Consider the following 16,079-nt stretch of genomic DNA (forward strand, 5'->3'; position numbering starts at 1 on the left):
GCCCCATCCACTGCGCCATCAACGACCGGCTGATCTCGACGCCGTCGCGCAGATAGATCGCCTCCTGCCGATAAAGCGGGAGGCCGTCGGCGTATTTGGAGACGGCGATATAGGCGAGCAGCCGCTCCGTCGGCAGCCCGCTTTCGATGATGTGCGCCGGCGCCAGAGCCTGGACCACGCCGTCACGGCCCCGGAAGGCGTATTTGGGACGGCGCGTGACGATGACCTGGAACTTCGGCGGCACGACGTCCAGCCGCTCGGATCGATCCTCGCCGATCAGAACCTTTTCAAGCCCCTCGCAGTCGGCCGGGATTTCCGGCTCGACGACCTCCTCGATGCGTTCGAGGTGGGCAGCAAAGCCCTTGCGCGGACGCGGGGCGCGCTTCGGCTTGTTCCCGACCGCGCGGTCGAGTTCGCTCCGGATTTCCGAAAGGCCGGTCTCGACCTCTTCGAAGGCAAAGGAGGCCTGCTCGTCGTCGATGGCCAGGCGTAGCCGCTCGGAACGCGTGCCATGTTGCGTGCGCTGTAAAACTTTCAGGATTGACGTGAGATTGGCGATCCGCTCGCTGGCGCTTTTCTCGACAGCTTTCAGCCGGGCGACCTCCGCCTCAGATGCTGCGATCCGAGCGTCGGCGACTGCGATCCGGGCCTCGCTTGCAGCCTGCTCGCGAGCCATGGAAAGGATCATCGCCTTCAGCGCATCAACGTCGTCGGGAAGGGCAAGACCCGGTAGAACCATGGCAAGCAACAGAGCACAAAAACAGCCGCTTTCCCAACCGTTCCAGCCGCATGATTCATCTTGCCGCAGGCCGGTTTCAGCCCGTCGATAACGGCCGCCTGACCCTGGCCGGACGAATCTTTTTCCAGTCCAGTCCGGCCAGAAGCGCCATCAACTGGGCGTGGTCGAGACGCATGCGCGCGGCCGATATCCCCGGCCAGCAGAAGCTGTGATCTTCCAGAGTCTTCGAATAAAGACAAACCCCGCTGCCGTCCCACCACACGATGCGAACCCGGTCCGCACGCTTCGAACGGAATACGTGAAGTGCCCCCGAGAATGGGTCCAGGCCGCCATCCCTGACCAGCGCCATCAAAGATGCCGCGCCCTTGCGGAAGTCGACCGGCTGGCACGACACGTAAACCACCACACCGGAAGCGATCATGCCTTACGAACCGCGCGGATGATCCTCGCCAGGCGATCGGGATCGACATCGCCGCCGGCGCGCACCACTGCGTCGCCAATGACGATTTCCACCGTGTCGCTGCCCACCGCTTCAAAGCGCGTGAACTTCGCCGGCTTGCTCGCTCCCTCCGTCAGTGGCGCAACCATGCCCGACGAAAGCGCCTTGCGGCGCCACGCATAGAGCTGCGAGGGGTCCAGCCCCTCGGAACGCGCAACCGCCGAGACATTGCCCCCTGGCGAGAACGCTTCGGCGACAAGCCGTGCCTTCTCTTCGTCCGACCGATGGCGCGGCTTGCGTCGGGACGGCACAGGCTCCGCCGTCAAAATCTCGAATGTTCGATGATGGCTCATACTGTCGCTCATAGGATTCTCCGCATGATTCATGCTGAAAATGAGCGATCAACCGCCTGCACGCTACGTGGGGACGCCTACGCGCTTACCATCGGCAAGCAGGGTGACACGGTTGACCGCACCTGATATCACCCGCTCGACCGTCGGCTTGCCGTATCCTAGGAATTTCGTGACCGTTGCCCTGCGCCGCCGCCATTGTTTCGTGCCCGGCGGTGGATAAGAGGCGTCCAGCAAGGTACCGGCATCGCCCCACTGGGAGCCGTGCACCAGCAATGCTTTCGTGGCGAGAGCCGCCCGTTTGAAATCCCGCAGGCTGACCCCGTCTTCGGCCAGCACCTCCTCAAGAGCGTCGACAATCTGGATACCCGAACGCGTTACGAGAGCTGCTGCGTTGCTCGTACCGGTCGAGCGACGGGTACGCGTAACAGATCCTGCCGAAGGGTCGGGTGCTGCCGTCTCCAGGCCAATGTGTCCGATCTCGTCCGGCCAGACGAGGTGCCCATCGGCGTGATCGGCCGCCCTTGCGACCTGCCGACCTCCAATGTCCACAATATCCGGCTTGAGTGAACGGTTGATCCCGGGGCCGATCGCCGATCCGAGATTTGGAACGCCAATCGGCGCGAACGGGTCGATAGTGTCCGAAGGGCAGGCGCCCGCCCCGTCCGCATGCACGGCACCCACGCTTAGGACATTCATGGCCTCGGCAGGGCTGAGCAGACCGCGAATGCCCTTGCTTGCCTCGACCGCACGAATGAGCGCGATCTGTCGTTCCAGGGGCGAAGCTGCGTTGAACGATGCCTGATCCGGATATCCGGAGGGAAACCGTGCTGTTATATTTCCGGCGCTGACGACGAACAGGATGCCGTATTTGTGCGATAGCCAGTCAAGCAGTCGCGCCCAGGGAGTTGGCCGACGCACGAAAGGCCCTTCTGCGTCACAGATCGAGTGATTGATGATCAGGACATCGGGCCCCGCCGGCCCAGCCTGCTGGTGCTCGTCCTTCAGGGCAAAGACCGCCCGATAGATGATGCCGATAGGAAGAAGGTCCTGGTGCGTACGCTCGTCATTGAGATGCTGGGGTGCGGCCAGGACGGGAACCGCCTTGAGGCTTCTCGTCAGTGGCGCCTCTCCATTTGCTAGATCGCCGTGGATGATCAGGGAAGCAATCGCAGTACCATGATATCGCCGAGCGACGGGAACCCAGGCGCTCGACACGTCAACCTCGATGACATCCACCCGCCCATCCAGAAGGCGGTGGTTCTGCATTGGGTATCCATCCAGGATCGCGGCCACCGCGGGACGCAGTCCGTCATTTGTGCCCTCACGCAGGCTAGTCACCGCAGAATCCGGCTCGGAGAGGGGCCTGGTGGCGTATAGCGACTGGGGACGGATCGACATGATCGGGTCGGCATTGGCCAAGCGCCCGGTGCGGGAACTAATCGCGCTAGCCTGTTGGGCCGGGACCTCAATCAGTGCCACTTGGTACCGGATGGGCTCGATCGTCACGAAATCGACAATCCGGCCACCCACCGCTGAAAGAATGCCCTCGAGCGCCTGCTTCGCATTCTTGCGGAGTTCCTCGTTCTCGTGGAACCACAGATCGAGTTCAAGCCGCACCGGCGCCTGCGGATCCTTCGCGAGACGGCGGTGGATGAAGAACTGGGTGGCCGGTTCAACCCTGTCAGAAGCATTCCACACCCGGATTTTGGAAAGGTAGCCGAATATTTTCCACCAATCCTTTTCGTCTTCGCGAGGCGATAGCTTCGACTCGAACCGCCGCCACATGGCAAGCAGCTGGCGCATGCCGTTTTCGGTCGGCATGGTGAGGTAGAGGCGAGACATAGCGGAGTCGGCATCTCCCGCGTCGTCCTGGTCCGCATCGTCATCGGTGACAGGGTCGGGGTCTGAGCCGACATAGTCCTCGGTCAGCCACTCGAATCTAAGCTGCTCGGCGGCCGCAACGAACCGCTCGACCGGACCGATGGTTTCGAACACCAAGGCACGTTCGGGAGAAGCGAACGCTGCATTCGTGGTTGCCCCAGCTTCTAGTGATTCCTTTAGGAGGGCGATGCCCGGAGCCAGCCTCCTGGATTGTTCCTCAGAGGAGCGAGCCCTCGGGAAGCGAGCCTTTCGGCTCCCCTTTAAGCGCTTGAGCACGTTTTCGCTTCGGCGAATGCGTATGATCGGCCGGTCTACTATCTTCAGCCCCCCCCCGAATTGACCGTTTCCGCCGGAGCTTGGCCAGACCTTCAAGCAGCGCTTGGTCGGCGGCAAGTTTTCCGCGAGACAAAACGACCTTCCTTCTCACGTCTAAAGTGAAGGCTTCGATATCCGAGAAATTCAGACCGTTCAATGTGCGTACGAATTTTTCCTCAATAAAGGCAATAGAGTCACCGTAGTCTTTCCGGAGCCGATGAAACCACTGGGATATTTCCTGCGGACGTGGAAGTGGCACGTCCACTCGAAGCTCGAAGCGCCTCCACACGGCACGGTCCAAGAGCTCGGGGTGATTGGTGGCGCACACAATCACGCAGTTCGTGGGTATCGCATCCATTTGCAACAGAAGCGAACTCACGACGCGCTTGATTTCTCCGGTCTCCTGGGTATCGCCCCGTTCCTTGCCAACCGTGTCGAATTCGTCGAAAAACACCACGCAGGACTGCCCGGCGACAAAATCAGTGAGCCGGCGAAGGCGGGATGCGGTCTCGCCGAGATAGCTGGCGATAAGTCCGTCATACCGGACGACATAAAATGGCAGCCGCAGCTCGTGCGAGAGTATTTCAGCGAGACTTGTCTTGCCCGTCCCGGGCGGCCCGACCAACAGCACCTTATGCCGCGGCTCGAGACCGTGGGACCGCAACAATCCGATTTCCGAATACTCGTCAATGAATTCCTGGATTTCCCCCGACGTCTCCGGTGCCAGGACGAGATCCTTGAGCCTACGGCTCGGCTTGAGCTCGACCAGTGCGTCACTCAATTCTGGCGGGATGGCGTATTCACGCATTCTCGGCGCACTGGACCTCTTCCTACGATCTGCGTCGATCGCGTCGACTAGTCGCTCAGCGATTCCGTTCTGTTGTTGGGCCCGCGCCTCGGCGACAAGCGCCTGAAGCGGCAGCGAGGCACGGTCGCTGGAAAAGCCAAGATCGTCATCCTTCCGTGCGATGCCGGTTCGCGCCATTGTTCCGTTACCTTCCGCGCTCGACTCGTCCCCAATGCGGCGCTGTTTCCCATTAATGATAAGCCAATTGGCAACCAGCGCCAGAGGCAGGGTGCAAAAAGCTGCCACTCTCCTGACGATCCTATTGTCATTCGAAGCCCGTTAACGTTCGGTTTTGAGGCTGCCACGACGGTTCAAAGGTGACACGGTTTCGATGAGACGTGCAGTACCTCCTTTCACGCCGCGCCGCCACTACGAAACGCTCTGTCCGCTCCTCTGCCGTCCGAGGGTCCATGAGATGGCCTCCCCGCGCACCACACCGGAAACCTCCTTGCCGAGATGTCGGTCAAGCACTGGTCGCCATGGCACCAGCGTGAATTCTCGCGACTTCTCGATGACAGCGTACTTGCCGCTAGCAAGGTCGACGGATCGGCGCAGCGTGCCTTCTATTCGATCTCCAGGCTGCGCTTCGGCATACGCGAGACCGAGCTGATCCGACAGCTGGCCGGCGACACGGTTCAGCTCGCGCTGGCGCAGGATCGAAATCATGTTGGCGCGGTAGACGGTCCGGTTCTGCTCTTCATGCGCGAGGCCTTGCGCGATCAGCCACTGCCGCCGGCGGACTTGCGCTTCCCGTACCTCACCGCCAAAGCCGGAGGTGCGCAAGGCCTCCGGTCGGTCGGCAACCAGCTGCTGGTCAATCCAGGTGGCGCCGTCAGAACGGACCTGTCGCTCCAGCGGCATTGACGAGAGCTCGTCGACAACAACAGGCTCGGCCCTGGCCCGCTGGCGCTCATAGTCAGCGACACGGTTGAGGTGATCTGGCGCGATGATCCAGGCTCCGTCCGGCTCGCGCTCCACGCCGGCGGTCGCGCGGCGGATCGCCTCCAGCCGCCGCACATGGGTTTCGGCAAAGCGTTCGGTGGCGGACGGATCATGCTTGAGGTGAATGTCGATGGAATAGCGGCCCTCATGAGTAGCGGCGATCTCGGCGATCGCCCGGTCAACCGGCGTGGGCTCGATGTTCCTCGGCGTGACACGCACGATGCAGCCGTCGGGCGTCGGCCCAGCGGCCTCGCCCTTGCCGATATCGACATAATGGCTTTTCCCGTCCACACCGTCGACGACGAGGTAATGCCGGTCGCTGATCTCGTCGGCCAGCCCACGCACGACGACGCGACCGACAATAGGTGCGGCCAGCGGTTCCGGTCGATCATGCACAATGTAATCGGCAGCACTGCGGGCGAGCCCCTTGCCGGTCAGCTCGCGGTGCATGGTCTTGATGATGTCGCCGCGCTCGCCAACGCGGCGCAGCGTCGCCTCAAGCTCGTCGTCCAGACGCCACCTGCCAGAGCCGATCTCATCGGCTAACCCCATCCGATCGAGCTTGCGCAGGCGTCCCTGATGCAGCGTCTGGCGAAAGGCGTCCCGGCCGTCCGGCGTGACATGTCCGTCGTCGTCGCGCATGCGTAGCAGCTGCCGGTCTATGCTGGTGAAGCGCTCCTGTTCCATTTCCTGGCGCAGGCGCTGCTCGATCTCGCGGTCGGTGCGAGGACCGAGATCGAGGCTGACCAGTTCGGCCCCGCGCTCGCGCAAACCGGACGAGATGTAGTCGCGGGCGATGACGAGATTCTCGCCGCGATCGTCCTTGCCGCGAACGATGACATGGGTGTGGGGATGGCCAGTGTTGAAATGGTCGACGCCAACCCAATCGAGCTTGGTGCCGAGATCCTCTTCCATCTGCGCCATCAAGCGTCGGGTCAGTGGCTTGAGGTCGTCATACTCAATGCCGTCTTCGGCGGCGACGATGAAACGGAACTGATGCCGGTCGCCATCGGCACGATCGAGGAAGGCCTTGCCATCGACCCGATCTTTGTCGGCACCATAGAGTTGGCCAGGCTCGCCTTCGCGGGTGACGCCGTCGCGCTGGAGGTAGCGCAGGTGCGCGTGCGCTCCGTCGGAACCCTTGCCGGCCAGTTTGACGACCCGTGCCTTGACGACGACACGTCGCAGCCGAAAGGCGGCGTAGCGGTCGCGTGACTTGAGCAGCGCGGCTGCGGCCCCACCCCGCCCAGCCCGGCTTCCCGTGAAGCGGCCACCGCGCGGGGACCTGCCGCCGGCTCGGTTGATTGCAGCTCGGACCTGGCCGGCGAAGCGTTTTTCTGCCTTCGAGCCGCGCGACCCGATCTTGCCAAGCTTTGGCCTGAACTCGTCGTCTGTCATGCAAGCCTCCCGAAATACTGCAACAAAATCGGCGGCTTGCGCGCCCCAGCCTCTTGGTGCCGCTGGCAGCCTCCTGGGAAAGCGATGTGCAGACAAAGACTTAACCGCCTATCGGAGGCGGTGCCTTTATCTTGCCTTACGCGCCCCTCGCCCCTCGCCTTAAGCGTCCCTGGCCCCTCCCGGATGCCCTCAACAGCGCTAGCCATTGTGCTTCTTTGGCCGCGCGAGATCCCTGCCGAGCGGCACGAAAAGGCCGCCATTCGTTTCACCGGCGCGAACACCGTCGCGAAGGAAGAACAAAGAGCGTCCGGAGGGAGCGTTCCCGCCCCTTTGAAGTTGTGGATTGGCCTTTGAATTCGTTCATGTCGGCCGCCGAAATCCCCGTCGCCTCAAGCTGTTTCAGATAGGCAACGGTCTCTTTCGGCAGCGGCCTTCGAAGCTTCAAATGGCCTTCATAGCGCTCGGGTCCAGCGTTGTAGGCGGCAAACAGGCCGGGGAATCCGAAACGCTTATACATGGCGCTGAGATAGGCGGTTCCGGCCAAGATGTTGTCGCGCGGATCGTGCGGGTCGGCTCCCAGACCGTGCTCGACGCGCATCTCCTGATAGGTGCCGGGCATCACCTGCATAAGACCCATGGCGCCGGCGCGGGAGGTGATGGGACGGCCATCGAGGACGGTCTTGCCGCGGCTTTCGGCATCGATGACGGCGCAAATCCAGGCCTGGGGAATGTGGAAGAGTGCGCTTGCTTCCGATACGAAGTGCTGCCATCGTTGCAGCTGCGGACTTTGGGAGATGACGGCTGGCTCAGCGCCGGTCGAGGCGGAACGGGCGCATGGCGCGACGGCGATCATGCCGAGCATCAGGAGGGTCACTCGGTCCATAGCGGCACCAGCCTCCCGATGATGTTTTCGGCCGGCACCGGCCCGAAATAGCGACTGTCGAAGGAGTGATTTTTTTCGTTGCCGAGCAGGAAAACCTCGTCATGGGCGAGCGCTCGGCAGCCGTTCCACCAGGGCAGCGGACGGCCTTGCGTGTCGATTTTGAGCCGACGGGCGACGATCTCGCCGCCTATGATGATGGCATTACTAAAGGCGCAGACATGCTCGTCCGGCAGCGCGGCGAGACGCTTCACCAGCGGTATATTGCGAGGCAGATAGCCGCGTTGGTCGGCGAGATAGGCAACGAAGCCAGGCGGGCGGGCGAGCACAAGATCGCCGCGCGCAGGCGTGCCAGACCCAACGCGATAGAGACCGACCGGCGCGCTAGCCGAGGCGTTCCAGACCAGCAAGGGAGACGGCTTTGGGAGCGCCGTGAAGCCTGTCAGGCTCAGGCCAATCGCGGCGATGGCGATTGCGTTGCGCGCCCGAACGCGCCGCAAACGGCTGCCGATCAGATGGATGGAAGGCCGCTGGCTCATGAGCGGGCTCTCTCGTCGGCTGAGCCGGACCCGCCCTTGTCATCGTCGGAGCCGGGTTCTGGCGGGCGGCCTTTCGACCAGTCGTCGAGTTCGTCGATGTGGTAGCGGACATAGCGGCCGTGCTTGCGGTATTTCGGGCCGCCGCCGGTCAGCCGCATCTTTTCCAGGGTGCGCTGGGACAGGCCGATATAGAAGGCAGCCTGCGCGGTGTTCAGAAACGGACTGCCCTTCTTGGCGCGGGCCGCGCGGTCGTTTTCGTCGTCCATGATGGTCCTCGTTTCGCTTCGGACAAGCGACCGCGAGGATCGGCGAGCGAGGTCGTCCTGGGGACGGGCGAAGAGTCGGGTGGGAGTTTTCGCCGCCCCTTCGGGCGAGCGTCGGCGGGAACCCCCGCGCCGAGTTGCGGCGCGAGGGCTTGAGCCGGCCGGTCAGTCGGCCGGGTTCCAGATGACGGCGTAGGTGTCTTGATCGTCTTGGCCGGCGGCGCGGCCGAGATTGGCGTAGAGCTTGCGGGGACCGAACTCCGGTGCGGCGATGGACAAGCTCACATAGTCGTTGCCGGAAGTCTCCCCGGTTCGGATCCAGCCGGCGCCGACCTCCACGCCCTGCGTCAGCACCCGGAAGTCGGGATGGTTGTCGGCGGACTTGCTCCGATTGGGCACGATGTCGATGTCGGCGCGGACGCTGAGCGTCCTGAGCTGGCCTTTGTAGCTGCCGTTTTCCTGCTTGTTGACGTAACCGATCGCGGTCATTTTCCTGTCTCCTTCTGCTGTCGCCGGGGACCATTCCCCTGCGATGGCGGACCGTGATGGGCGCGTCCGGACCGCCCGAACCCGGCAGGGCCGCAGCGGCAGCGAAGGACCCGAGCGGGCAGCTTTTTTGAAGCGAAGCGGCGCGAGGAAGCCGCGTCATGCGGCGGGGAAAAAAGCTGGTGGCGAGGGTTTCGGGCGGGCTGGAACCGCCCATAGGTCAATGAGCCAGCCGCAGGGGAATGTCCTCAAGACGTGTGGGGACAGGTCGCGTGATCGGGTGAGCACAACAAGCGATCGGAACGCGTGCGGCGGGTTCCGCACGCTCAACACCGTGCCGGATCGATAAATGTGCCCGTGCACCGGGAGCCCCAGCAGGCATCTCGGCGTGGTAATCGAGCACTGACAAGGGCGAGCTTTGGCGGCCGGATGTTGTTGCCGGAAGCGGGGTCCAAGGGGCGGAACGTGCAGCCAACGCGCCCCGGAGAGGCGCCAACCCGCGGCTATCGACGAGCCGCCTCGGCATGGCGGACTCATTCGAGGGTAACAGCGACCGGGCCTCGGCCCATTGATCGGCGGTCGGAAGCCGCCGCGTTTCGTGTGTTTTCGGTTGGGAACTTGGTCGAATCCGCGCCAGCTGGTTCCATTGGAGCGAAACCGATCGTCTCGGCGTGATCGAGGAATTCGACCAAATTGATACCGATGGCCTTCGCGAGGTCCGCCTGGCTGAGACCAGACGCTTTTCTTTTATCGACGCGGACATACCCGGGTGATCGGCCAGCCGCCATCCGCCAAGGTTAGGTCGTTCCTAGCGGCGCGGCGGGCACGGCTGAGCCCGCGTCCGAAGTCGACGAGGAAAGGGTATTGCTCCCCCGATTTCCGAAGAAGGCCACTGGTCGCAATTGCCCCTGTGGGCCGTGGCGATCTTTTGGTCGCGCTTGCGACATTCTTGTCAGCCTTCGGGACACAACAGTGTTTTCGGATAGGCGCGCACGAGGGAGCAAATCAAGGAATCTCAATCTCGCAAACGCCGTGACGCCCAGCCGGACTCGATCCTCAGGGCGTGGAGACCGGCGCGCCGTGCTGAAGAGCTCGGAGGTGTCAAAGGCCTTCCTCGACAGGGGGAGCAGCAACAGCGCGATCGTAGGCGCGACGGCCGCATCTTCGCAGATCGCAGCCTGCGCACGCAATTACACGCCAGAGACAAAGCCTTACGCGGTCGATGCCGGCGTGCGGCAATGCATCGGCTCGGCCCGTCCGGAACGGCTTTCGCCTTCCCTTGCCGGCGCGGAAGTTCTGACTACTCCGACAGTACAGCACCTTTGCTCGGTCCGGGTGACCAAGCGATTGTGCGGCGCGCTCGGTCTCGGTCAATGCACGGCGCCCCTGCTCAAGCCGACAGGGCTTCGGCAAAAGATAGTCCGATTCGGTGCCCCCAAGTGAAATGGCATAGCGCTTGCTGTTATCCGTTAGAGCCCACCAAAGCACGTAGAAAGCTATGAACAGAACCATGGCAAAAACGCGAAGTTCCATACAAGCGCCCAAGGAGACCGTGCACGTTTGCGCCGAACGTCCCCTCCAGACGTCCCTCCTCCGGTATCTGATTTGCTATGGCTGGTTCGAGACTGACGGAGCCGTGGCGCTCGCCCAATTGTCGCTTACCCGCCTCCGCCAGGAGGGTCGCCGACGCGATCAAAGTGCATCAGGCGACGGTAAGCCGGGTGACGTCGAACACATACATGCAGACCCCGCGCGAAGTGTTCGAACTGAAGTATTTTTTCACCGTCGCGAGCGCGTCCTCCCAAGGTGGCGACGCGCGGTCCCCCCCGAAGCTGTCCGCCATCGGATCAAGGCGACAATCGCCGACGAATCGCAAGATGACGCGCTTTCCGACGACGACATCGTCGTCCGGCCCAAGGAAAGGGCCATCGATTTGCGCGCCGCACCGTCACAAAATATCGCGAAGCGATGAACATCCCCTCGTCCGTGCAATGCCGCAGGGAATGGCGCTTCTGGCGTTAATGCGGGTCAACGCAGCAACCCGAGTTTGCAGCACATCCAAACTGGAGACCCTGTTGATGACCGAATCCGCTACGGGCTTCATGGACGGAGTTCTGCATGACCCAAAACAGCCAGATCAACGGTCTGGTCCCGCATGGGGTGCAGTCATTTCGCTTGCCTTAGGCACCTTTGGGCTTGTGACGGCAGAGTTTCTGCCTGCCAGCGTGCTGGCGCCGCTCGCGCATGATCTCTCTATCACCGAGGGTGCAGTCGGACAGGCGCTGACAACGACCGCCATCGTGGGGGCGATCTCGGCGCCGACGATGGCCGTCATCACAAGGCCCCTGGACCGCAGGATCGTCATATGGGCGATGACGCTGCTGCTGATCCTGTCGAACGTTCTATCGGCCGTCGCGGGGTCGCTGCCGGTTCTCCTGGCCGCCCGCGTCGTGCTCGGCATAGCACTCGGAGGGTTCTGGTCGATTTCGGCAGCGCTGGCGATGCGGCTCGTTCCAAGTCACCTCCTGCGGCGCGCCATGTCGATCATCCTCACCGGCGTTACCTGCGCTACCGTTTGCGCGGCTCCAATCGGCGCCTATGTCGGCGATATCTGGGGATGGCGAACCGCCTTCATGATCGCTGCGGTCGTCGGCGCCGTTACGCTGGTAGTGCAACTCATAACCATTCCGAGGCTGCCTCCGATTGGAGTGGCCAGCTTCCGCAGTCTGCTGGATGTGGCCAAGAATCCGATGATCAAAGTCGCGATGTTGGTCGTCCTGCTGGTCGCTTCCGGGCACTTCGCCGGCTTCACCTATATCCGCGCCTTCCTTGAGAAGTTTCCCGCGCTTGATATCGAGACGATCTCGCTGGTGTTGCTCGTCTTTGGCATCGGCGGCTTCTTCGGCAATTTGGCCGGCGGATTCCTGGCCGAGCACAGCCTCAAGGCAGCCGCGGCCCTGCCTCCCCTGTTCATAGCGATGGCCACTGTCTCGCTGCTGACGCTGGGAGCATCGGCTTGGGCCACGGCGATTGCGGTTACAGTATGGGGCTTTGCCTTCGGCGCGGTGCCGGTGGGACTGCAGACATGGATGGTGCTGCACGCCGCTCCCGAGCAGGCCGAAAGCGCCGGTGGGCTGATGGCCGCAACGTTCCAGGTAGCCATCGCAGCGGGCGCGATTTTCGGCGGACTACTGATGGACAATGCCGGCGTCGCCAGTTCCCTTGCCTACAGCGCCGTTGCCTCGTTCCTCGGCGCCCTGACAGTGTTCTTGCTCGGCCCGAAGCGCGAACCTCAGACCACCTGACAGAGAGGCCATCAGTGCAGCGCGGGAAAGATGCAATCATCAGCCGCGCGGTGCGATCCTACGCACGATTTTTGGCGGTTGCAGGCCTCGTCTCCGGGTGATCGGACGCTGTTGTCCGGTCGATTTCGACCGGCGGGGGCGTTTCGAATGATGGTGCCGACGAGAGAACCTAAGAGTGCGGGACCGAACCGGACCGCCTCGTCCGTCGACCGCTCTGGCATGGCGACGCGGTCTATGCGGCTCTGTCTTGCGGCGAGCATCGGGCGGATCGCGCGCCTGATCTCTTACATGAAGCTCGGGGCCGAACATGCCCCGCAGCTTCTGATTCGGCCCGAAATAGAGGATCGTTCGGCGATATCGTAGTTGTATTCACCAACTGTGATCCAGCCGCGATTGAACGTCGACAGCCCCGCGCGACGGATTTCCAGCGGCGGAATCTCAAGCGCCGCCTGCCCTTGGTAAGGCGGCTTACCGGAATTCGGCAGGAGGACGAGACGAGTTATCTCACGCTCAGTATCCCCGCAATTCGGTGCGGCGCATGGCGAAAACCTTCAGCCTCGCATAGCTTGCGGTAAAAGTACTTCTTCCACTTCATGTTTTTGGTGTTGCCGGCTGCCAGCATGGGGAAACACGTGGCACGCCGTCATGCAAAATCATCGAATGTGCGTCAGACCCAATTTTGCACGCCGGTTCGCACCCGTATGAGGCGCTGAGTAAATCTAGACTGAGACCAGGAGTGCCCGCGACTTCACATGCGGGATGCCTCCTGCAACATTATCTGCCGCATCCAGATGCTTGCCGGATCACTGTTGTGGAGGGTGGGCCATTGGACGGCCTCGGTGAACGTGGGTAGTGGCCGCGGAAGTTCGATGATCCGCAAGGGGAAGGTTTCTTTGAAATGCTGAACCAGCCGGAAGGGCATGGTCGCTATCCGAGCTGTGCCTGAGACCATCGGCGGGATCATGCTAAAGGCCTGTACGACGATCTCAACACGTCTCTTGAGACCATGCTCAAGCAAAAACTGTTCCTCGATGGATGGCATCTGGGCACCGCCGACCCTGAACGCAATGTGTTTCATCGACACGTATCTCTCGAATGTAAGCTGACGTGGCAACTGCTTGTTCGTGGGGCAGCCCACGCACACGAATGTCTCGTCGAACAGCGCCGCTCTTGGATGGGCGCTCGACATGAAAAATTCCGGAAGAATCACAAAATCGACGTCACCGCGCCGGAGAAGCTCATCGGGGTCGTTGTCGAGCGGCCGCAATTCGAAGCTGACGGCGGGTGCTTCGCGTGCAACCCGCTCCACGACCTTTTCAAAAAACACGAGTGTGGCGAAATCGGAAAGAATGATCCTGAAGCGGCGATCGGATTGAGCCGGATTAAACGGATCCCAAGAAATAATCGAGCATTGGATGTGCAAGAGTGCGCCACGAACAGCGGGGGCGAGTGTTTCCGCACGCGGGGTTAGAACGCGTTCGCGGCCGCTCATCGTAAACAGTTCATCGTTGAAATAGTTGCGCAGCCGGGCGACGGCCGCGCTCATGGCCGGCTGACTAAGGTTGATGCTGCTTGCCGCCGCCGTGAGGTTGCGCGCGGTCAGCAGTGCGTCGAGCACGACGAGAAGGTTCAGATCAAGGCCTTTGAAACGCATGCCTCATCTGTCCGTAACGTGGTTGTTTGTCATCGTGACCATTATGGGCGCTCGTTTACGGTCCCACTCAGAGGTGTTGTGTCCCGACCTGCCGCCCGCGCGCGTGGAGGACGTGCTCGTCGTAGTTATGGGGATAGCGCGGCCGACGAGCGAATGGCCGACCGGTACAACAGTCGATCGGATAGGTCCGGAGCTATGAAACATGTCGATTACAGATGCGAATTTTTCACGTGACTAATTGATTACAGATTGAGATTTGAGCAGACTTGGGCGTGGCGGCGCTCCGACAACGATCCGCGACACATATCCGAGGTTGCGCGCAATACTGCGAATTGCCATCGCTATGACGACAATCGCCACTCCAAGCACAGTTGCGAAGGCGATTCTGGTCGTGAGATTCCACACTTCTCCAAACTGTATCAAATCCATGAGGCGAAACACGGCACCCTGGACCAGGTAAAGCAGCAGCGTGCTCTGACCAAGCTGCACCGCGACGAAGCGAGCTACTCTAGTCGAATAGACAAGTCTCCAGCATTGGAACATAGACTGCATTGCTACCGCAGAAGCCGCCAAAGAGCCAGAGAACATCAGAAAAACTTGTTTAGCTGACTGTTCATCATGAATTAAAACGAGATTATTGTAGGCATAAGTCTCATTGCCCCACCCGAGGAAGCATATGAAAGCCGCTATCGAAAGTAAGACAACAAAAATCCATTTGTAACGCCAGATGACGCCATTCTGCCATCCGATCGGCTGGGCAAACAGGAACCCTAAACAATAAAATGGGTAGGTGTATTTTAACAACGGGGTTATTGATAACGTGATGGGTGCGAATGCGACCGCAATTGCAGATGCGCTTATGATCCATATCGATAGACGGTTGAAATTTGTAAGAACTCTAATCAGAATGAACGAAATAAATGCCGCCCATATGAACCAGTAGGTTCCAATAACTTCCGTCGACAAGTCCAGCAATGTGTCGGTTAAACTCTTCGTAGGAAAAATCACTACGAACTTTATCGTCCAGATCAACATACACCAAAAAAGCATTGGCAGTATTAGCTGCGTTGCCCGCTCACCGACACCCTGGGTGAACGATTTTCGCAAAATTGCCCCAGAAGAAAGATATCCGCTTATCGCCATAAAGAGAGGCATATGAAACATGTAGATCGACTTGAAATACGGCGACAGCCAGAAAGCGTCGGTGCCCTGGTAGATTAAATATTGTAACAAGTGCCCAATTATCACCAAAATAATGAGTATGCCTTTGGCGAAATCAAAGCTTAGGTCTCGGTTGTTTGTCCCTGCTGGGCACGAGCCGCGTCCCTTCGCTCCGGCTCTTATGTGATCAAGCATCAGACTCCAGCCTATCTGTTGCAGTTGCTACTTGCCGTTTCTGGGCACGGCGAGCGCGGTGCAAAGGATCGAAAATCACGCGGATCGCGGCGTGGTATGGAGGGCCGATTGGCTGCAACCGAGCGGACAAAATCCCAGTGCCTGATCGCAAACCTCGAGCGCATTGGCGGTCGCGATCATGTGTGGCGATGCGAACGCCCGGCACTATGGTCGTCTGGCCGTCTCTGCAGAACCTCTCAAGATGGTTTCGCAGCGGGTGCCGAACCATGCCAAAAGCGAATGGAATGCCACGCTGCTGCAGCACCGGACGCATGACGCGGATAGAATGACTCATTCCGAGTCTCTCAAGATCCGGATGCATCCTGTACGGTCCGAGTTCGCCTACCAAGAAATCAACCTCGCCAACCGTGAAGAAATGGCGCAGCGGGTCCTAGTGAGCTGCTACGCCGTGCACATCAGAGCCGATTGCGCGAACCTTCGGCCCCGCACCGGCCCAGCTACAACCGCCTGAAAGCCCCTGTCGCCCATAGGCCTTTTGGAAGAAGGCGGAGAGTTCGACATGATCGGCTACTTACAAGTCACTTCCCAGCACACGCTGCAGAAGCAGGGGCGTGATCGGGCGCATGTCAAGTGCGGTCATCTATGCAGCGCCCTGGAAGTTTGGTAAAATCGATTGTTTAGA

Annotated in this window: 13 protein-coding genes and 4 pseudogenes; 3 read left to right on the forward strand and 14 right to left on the reverse strand. The window is 61.0% G+C overall.

Annotated features, from left to right (window positions below; genetic code table 11):
- Position 1: 1 nt before the first annotated feature.
- The 10 genes and pseudogenes from JG739_RS29290 to JG739_RS29335 form a co-directional block, all read right to left on the reverse strand.
- Positions 2 to 739, reverse strand: a pseudogene (locus JG739_RS29290) (IS66 family transposase); the annotation flags it as partial.
- Between the two features lie 76 nt (positions 740 to 815).
- Entirely contained in the window at positions 816 to 1,160 is a 345-nt protein-coding gene (gene tnpB / locus JG739_RS29295) for an IS66 family insertion sequence element accessory protein TnpB (RefSeq protein ID WP_183445374.1), read from the reverse strand.
- Entirely contained in the window at positions 1,157 to 1,543 is a 387-nt protein-coding gene (locus JG739_RS29300; RefSeq protein WP_183445375.1) for a transposase, read from the reverse strand. Before JG739_RS29300 ends, tnpB begins: the two co-directional genes overlap by 4 nt.
- A 51-nt stretch (positions 1,544 to 1,594) precedes the next feature.
- Complete coding sequence (locus tag JG739_RS29305; protein WP_244749995.1) at positions 1,595 to 3,526, reverse strand: S8 family peptidase; 1,932 nt, start codon at positions 3,524 to 3,526, stop codon at positions 1,595 to 1,597.
- Between the two features lie 103 nt (positions 3,527 to 3,629).
- A complete protein-coding gene (locus JG739_RS29310; protein WP_202330433.1) occupies positions 3,630 to 4,820 on the reverse strand; it encodes an AAA family ATPase in 1,191 nt (396 codons plus the stop codon).
- Between the two features lie 123 nt (positions 4,821 to 4,943).
- Complete coding sequence (rlxS, locus tag JG739_RS29315; protein WP_202324022.1) at positions 4,944 to 6,914, reverse strand: relaxase/mobilization nuclease RlxS; 1,971 nt, start codon at positions 6,912 to 6,914, stop codon at positions 4,944 to 4,946.
- A gap of 265 nt (positions 6,915 to 7,179) precedes the next feature.
- On the reverse strand, positions 7,180 to 7,797 hold the full coding sequence (locus JG739_RS29320; RefSeq protein ID WP_446720519.1) for a lytic transglycosylase domain-containing protein: 618 nt from the start codon (positions 7,795 to 7,797) through the stop codon (positions 7,180 to 7,182).
- Positions 7,785 to 8,333: a S26 family signal peptidase gene (locus JG739_RS29325; protein WP_010913839.1), complete on the reverse strand. Its 549-nt coding sequence runs from the start codon at positions 8,331 to 8,333 to the stop codon at positions 7,785 to 7,787. The genes JG739_RS29320 and JG739_RS29325 overlap by 13 nt, the downstream gene beginning before the upstream one ends.
- Positions 8,330 to 8,599 carry a helix-turn-helix transcriptional regulator gene (locus JG739_RS29330; protein WP_202364464.1) on the reverse strand — a complete coding sequence of 90 codons (270 nt, stop codon included), beginning with the start codon at positions 8,597 to 8,599 and terminating at the stop codon, positions 8,330 to 8,332. The genes JG739_RS29325 and JG739_RS29330 overlap by 4 nt, the downstream gene beginning before the upstream one ends.
- A 162-nt stretch (positions 8,600 to 8,761) precedes the next feature.
- On the reverse strand, positions 8,762 to 9,085 hold the full coding sequence (locus JG739_RS29335; RefSeq protein WP_006328923.1) for a DUF736 domain-containing protein: 324 nt from the start codon (positions 9,083 to 9,085) through the stop codon (positions 8,762 to 8,764).
- A gap of 1,673 nt (positions 9,086 to 10,758) precedes the next feature.
- On the opposite strand from JG739_RS29335, the pseudogene JG739_RS29340 reads away from it, so the two are divergent.
- Positions 10,759 to 11,104, forward strand: a pseudogene (locus JG739_RS29340) (RNA polymerase factor sigma-54); the annotation flags it as partial.
- A gap of 56 nt (positions 11,105 to 11,160) precedes the next feature.
- Positions 11,161 to 12,387 carry an MFS transporter gene (locus JG739_RS29345; protein WP_202364465.1) on the forward strand — a complete coding sequence of 409 codons (1,227 nt, stop codon included), beginning with the start codon at positions 11,161 to 11,163 and terminating at the stop codon, positions 12,385 to 12,387.
- A gap of 521 nt (positions 12,388 to 12,908) precedes the next feature.
- Here the strand turns inward: JG739_RS29345 and JG739_RS29350 are convergent.
- Positions 12,909 to 13,015: pseudogene (locus tag JG739_RS29350) on the reverse strand (nitrogen fixation protein NifQ); the annotation flags it as partial.
- A 120-nt stretch (positions 13,016 to 13,135) separates the two neighbouring features.
- Positions 13,136 to 14,041 carry a LysR family transcriptional regulator gene (locus JG739_RS29355; RefSeq protein ID WP_202364466.1) on the reverse strand — a complete coding sequence of 302 codons (906 nt, stop codon included), beginning with the start codon at positions 14,039 to 14,041 and terminating at the stop codon, positions 13,136 to 13,138.
- A 43-nt stretch (positions 14,042 to 14,084) separates the two neighbouring features.
- Between JG739_RS29355 and JG739_RS35650 the strand changes: the two genes are divergently transcribed.
- Positions 14,085 to 14,240, forward strand: a complete 156-nt coding sequence (locus JG739_RS35650; protein ID WP_274609110.1) for a hypothetical protein — start codon at positions 14,085 to 14,087, stop codon at positions 14,238 to 14,240.
- A gap of 35 nt (positions 14,241 to 14,275) precedes the next feature.
- On the opposite strand, the gene nolL is transcribed toward JG739_RS35650, so the two are convergent.
- Both nolL and JG739_RS29370 read right to left on the reverse strand, forming a co-directional pair.
- Complete coding sequence (nolL, locus tag JG739_RS29365) at positions 14,276 to 15,397, reverse strand: nodulation factor fucose acetyltransferase NolL (RefSeq protein ID WP_202364467.1); 1,122 nt, start codon at positions 15,395 to 15,397, stop codon at positions 14,276 to 14,278.
- Positions 15,390 to 15,905, reverse strand: a pseudogene (locus JG739_RS29370) (hypothetical protein); the annotation flags it as partial. The gene nolL and the pseudogene JG739_RS29370, both read right to left, overlap by 8 nt.
- Between the last annotated feature and the right edge of the window lie 174 nt (positions 15,906 to 16,079).

The organism is Mesorhizobium sp. L-2-11 (assembly GCF_016756595.1).
Taxonomy (GTDB): Bacteria; Pseudomonadota; Alphaproteobacteria; order Rhizobiales; family Rhizobiaceae; genus Mesorhizobium.

What these genes read in the sequence shown, in the direction of transcription:
- JG739_RS35650 (WP_274609110.1), top strand. Translation starts at nt 14,085, where the DNA reads ATGGGCGCTCGTTTACGGTCCCACTCAGAGGTGTTGTGTCCCGACCTG.
- JG739_RS29300 (WP_183445375.1), bottom strand. Translation starts at nt 1,543, where the DNA reads ATGAGCGACAGTATGAGCCATCATCGAACATTCGAGATTTTGACGGCG.
- JG739_RS29330 (WP_202364464.1), bottom strand. Translation starts at nt 8,599, where the DNA reads ATGGACGACGAAAACGACCGCGCGGCCCGCGCCAAGAAGGGCAGTCCG.
- JG739_RS29325 (WP_010913839.1), bottom strand. Translation starts at nt 8,333, where the DNA reads ATGAGCCAGCGGCCTTCCATCCATCTGATCGGCAGCCGTTTGCGGCGC.
- JG739_RS29335 (WP_006328923.1), bottom strand. Translation starts at nt 9,085, where the DNA reads ATGACCGCGATCGGTTACGTCAACAAGCAGGAAAACGGCAGCTACAAA.
- JG739_RS29355 (WP_202364466.1), bottom strand. Translation starts at nt 14,041, where the DNA reads ATGCGTTTCAAAGGCCTTGATCTGAACCTTCTCGTCGTGCTCGACGCA.
- tnpB (WP_183445374.1), bottom strand. Translation starts at nt 1,160, where the DNA reads ATGATCGCTTCCGGTGTGGTGGTTTACGTGTCGTGCCAGCCGGTCGAC.
- nolL (WP_202364467.1), bottom strand. Translation starts at nt 15,397, where the DNA reads ATGCTTGATCACATAAGAGCCGGAGCGAAGGGACGCGGCTCGTGCCCA.
- JG739_RS29320 (WP_446720519.1), bottom strand. Translation starts at nt 7,797, where the DNA reads ATGGACCGAGTGACCCTCCTGATGCTCGGCATGATCGCCGTCGCGCCA.
- rlxS (WP_202324022.1), bottom strand. Translation starts at nt 6,914, where the DNA reads ATGACAGACGACGAGTTCAGGCCAAAGCTTGGCAAGATCGGGTCGCGC.
- JG739_RS29345 (WP_202364465.1), top strand. Translation starts at nt 11,161, where the DNA reads ATGACCGAATCCGCTACGGGCTTCATGGACGGAGTTCTGCATGACCCA.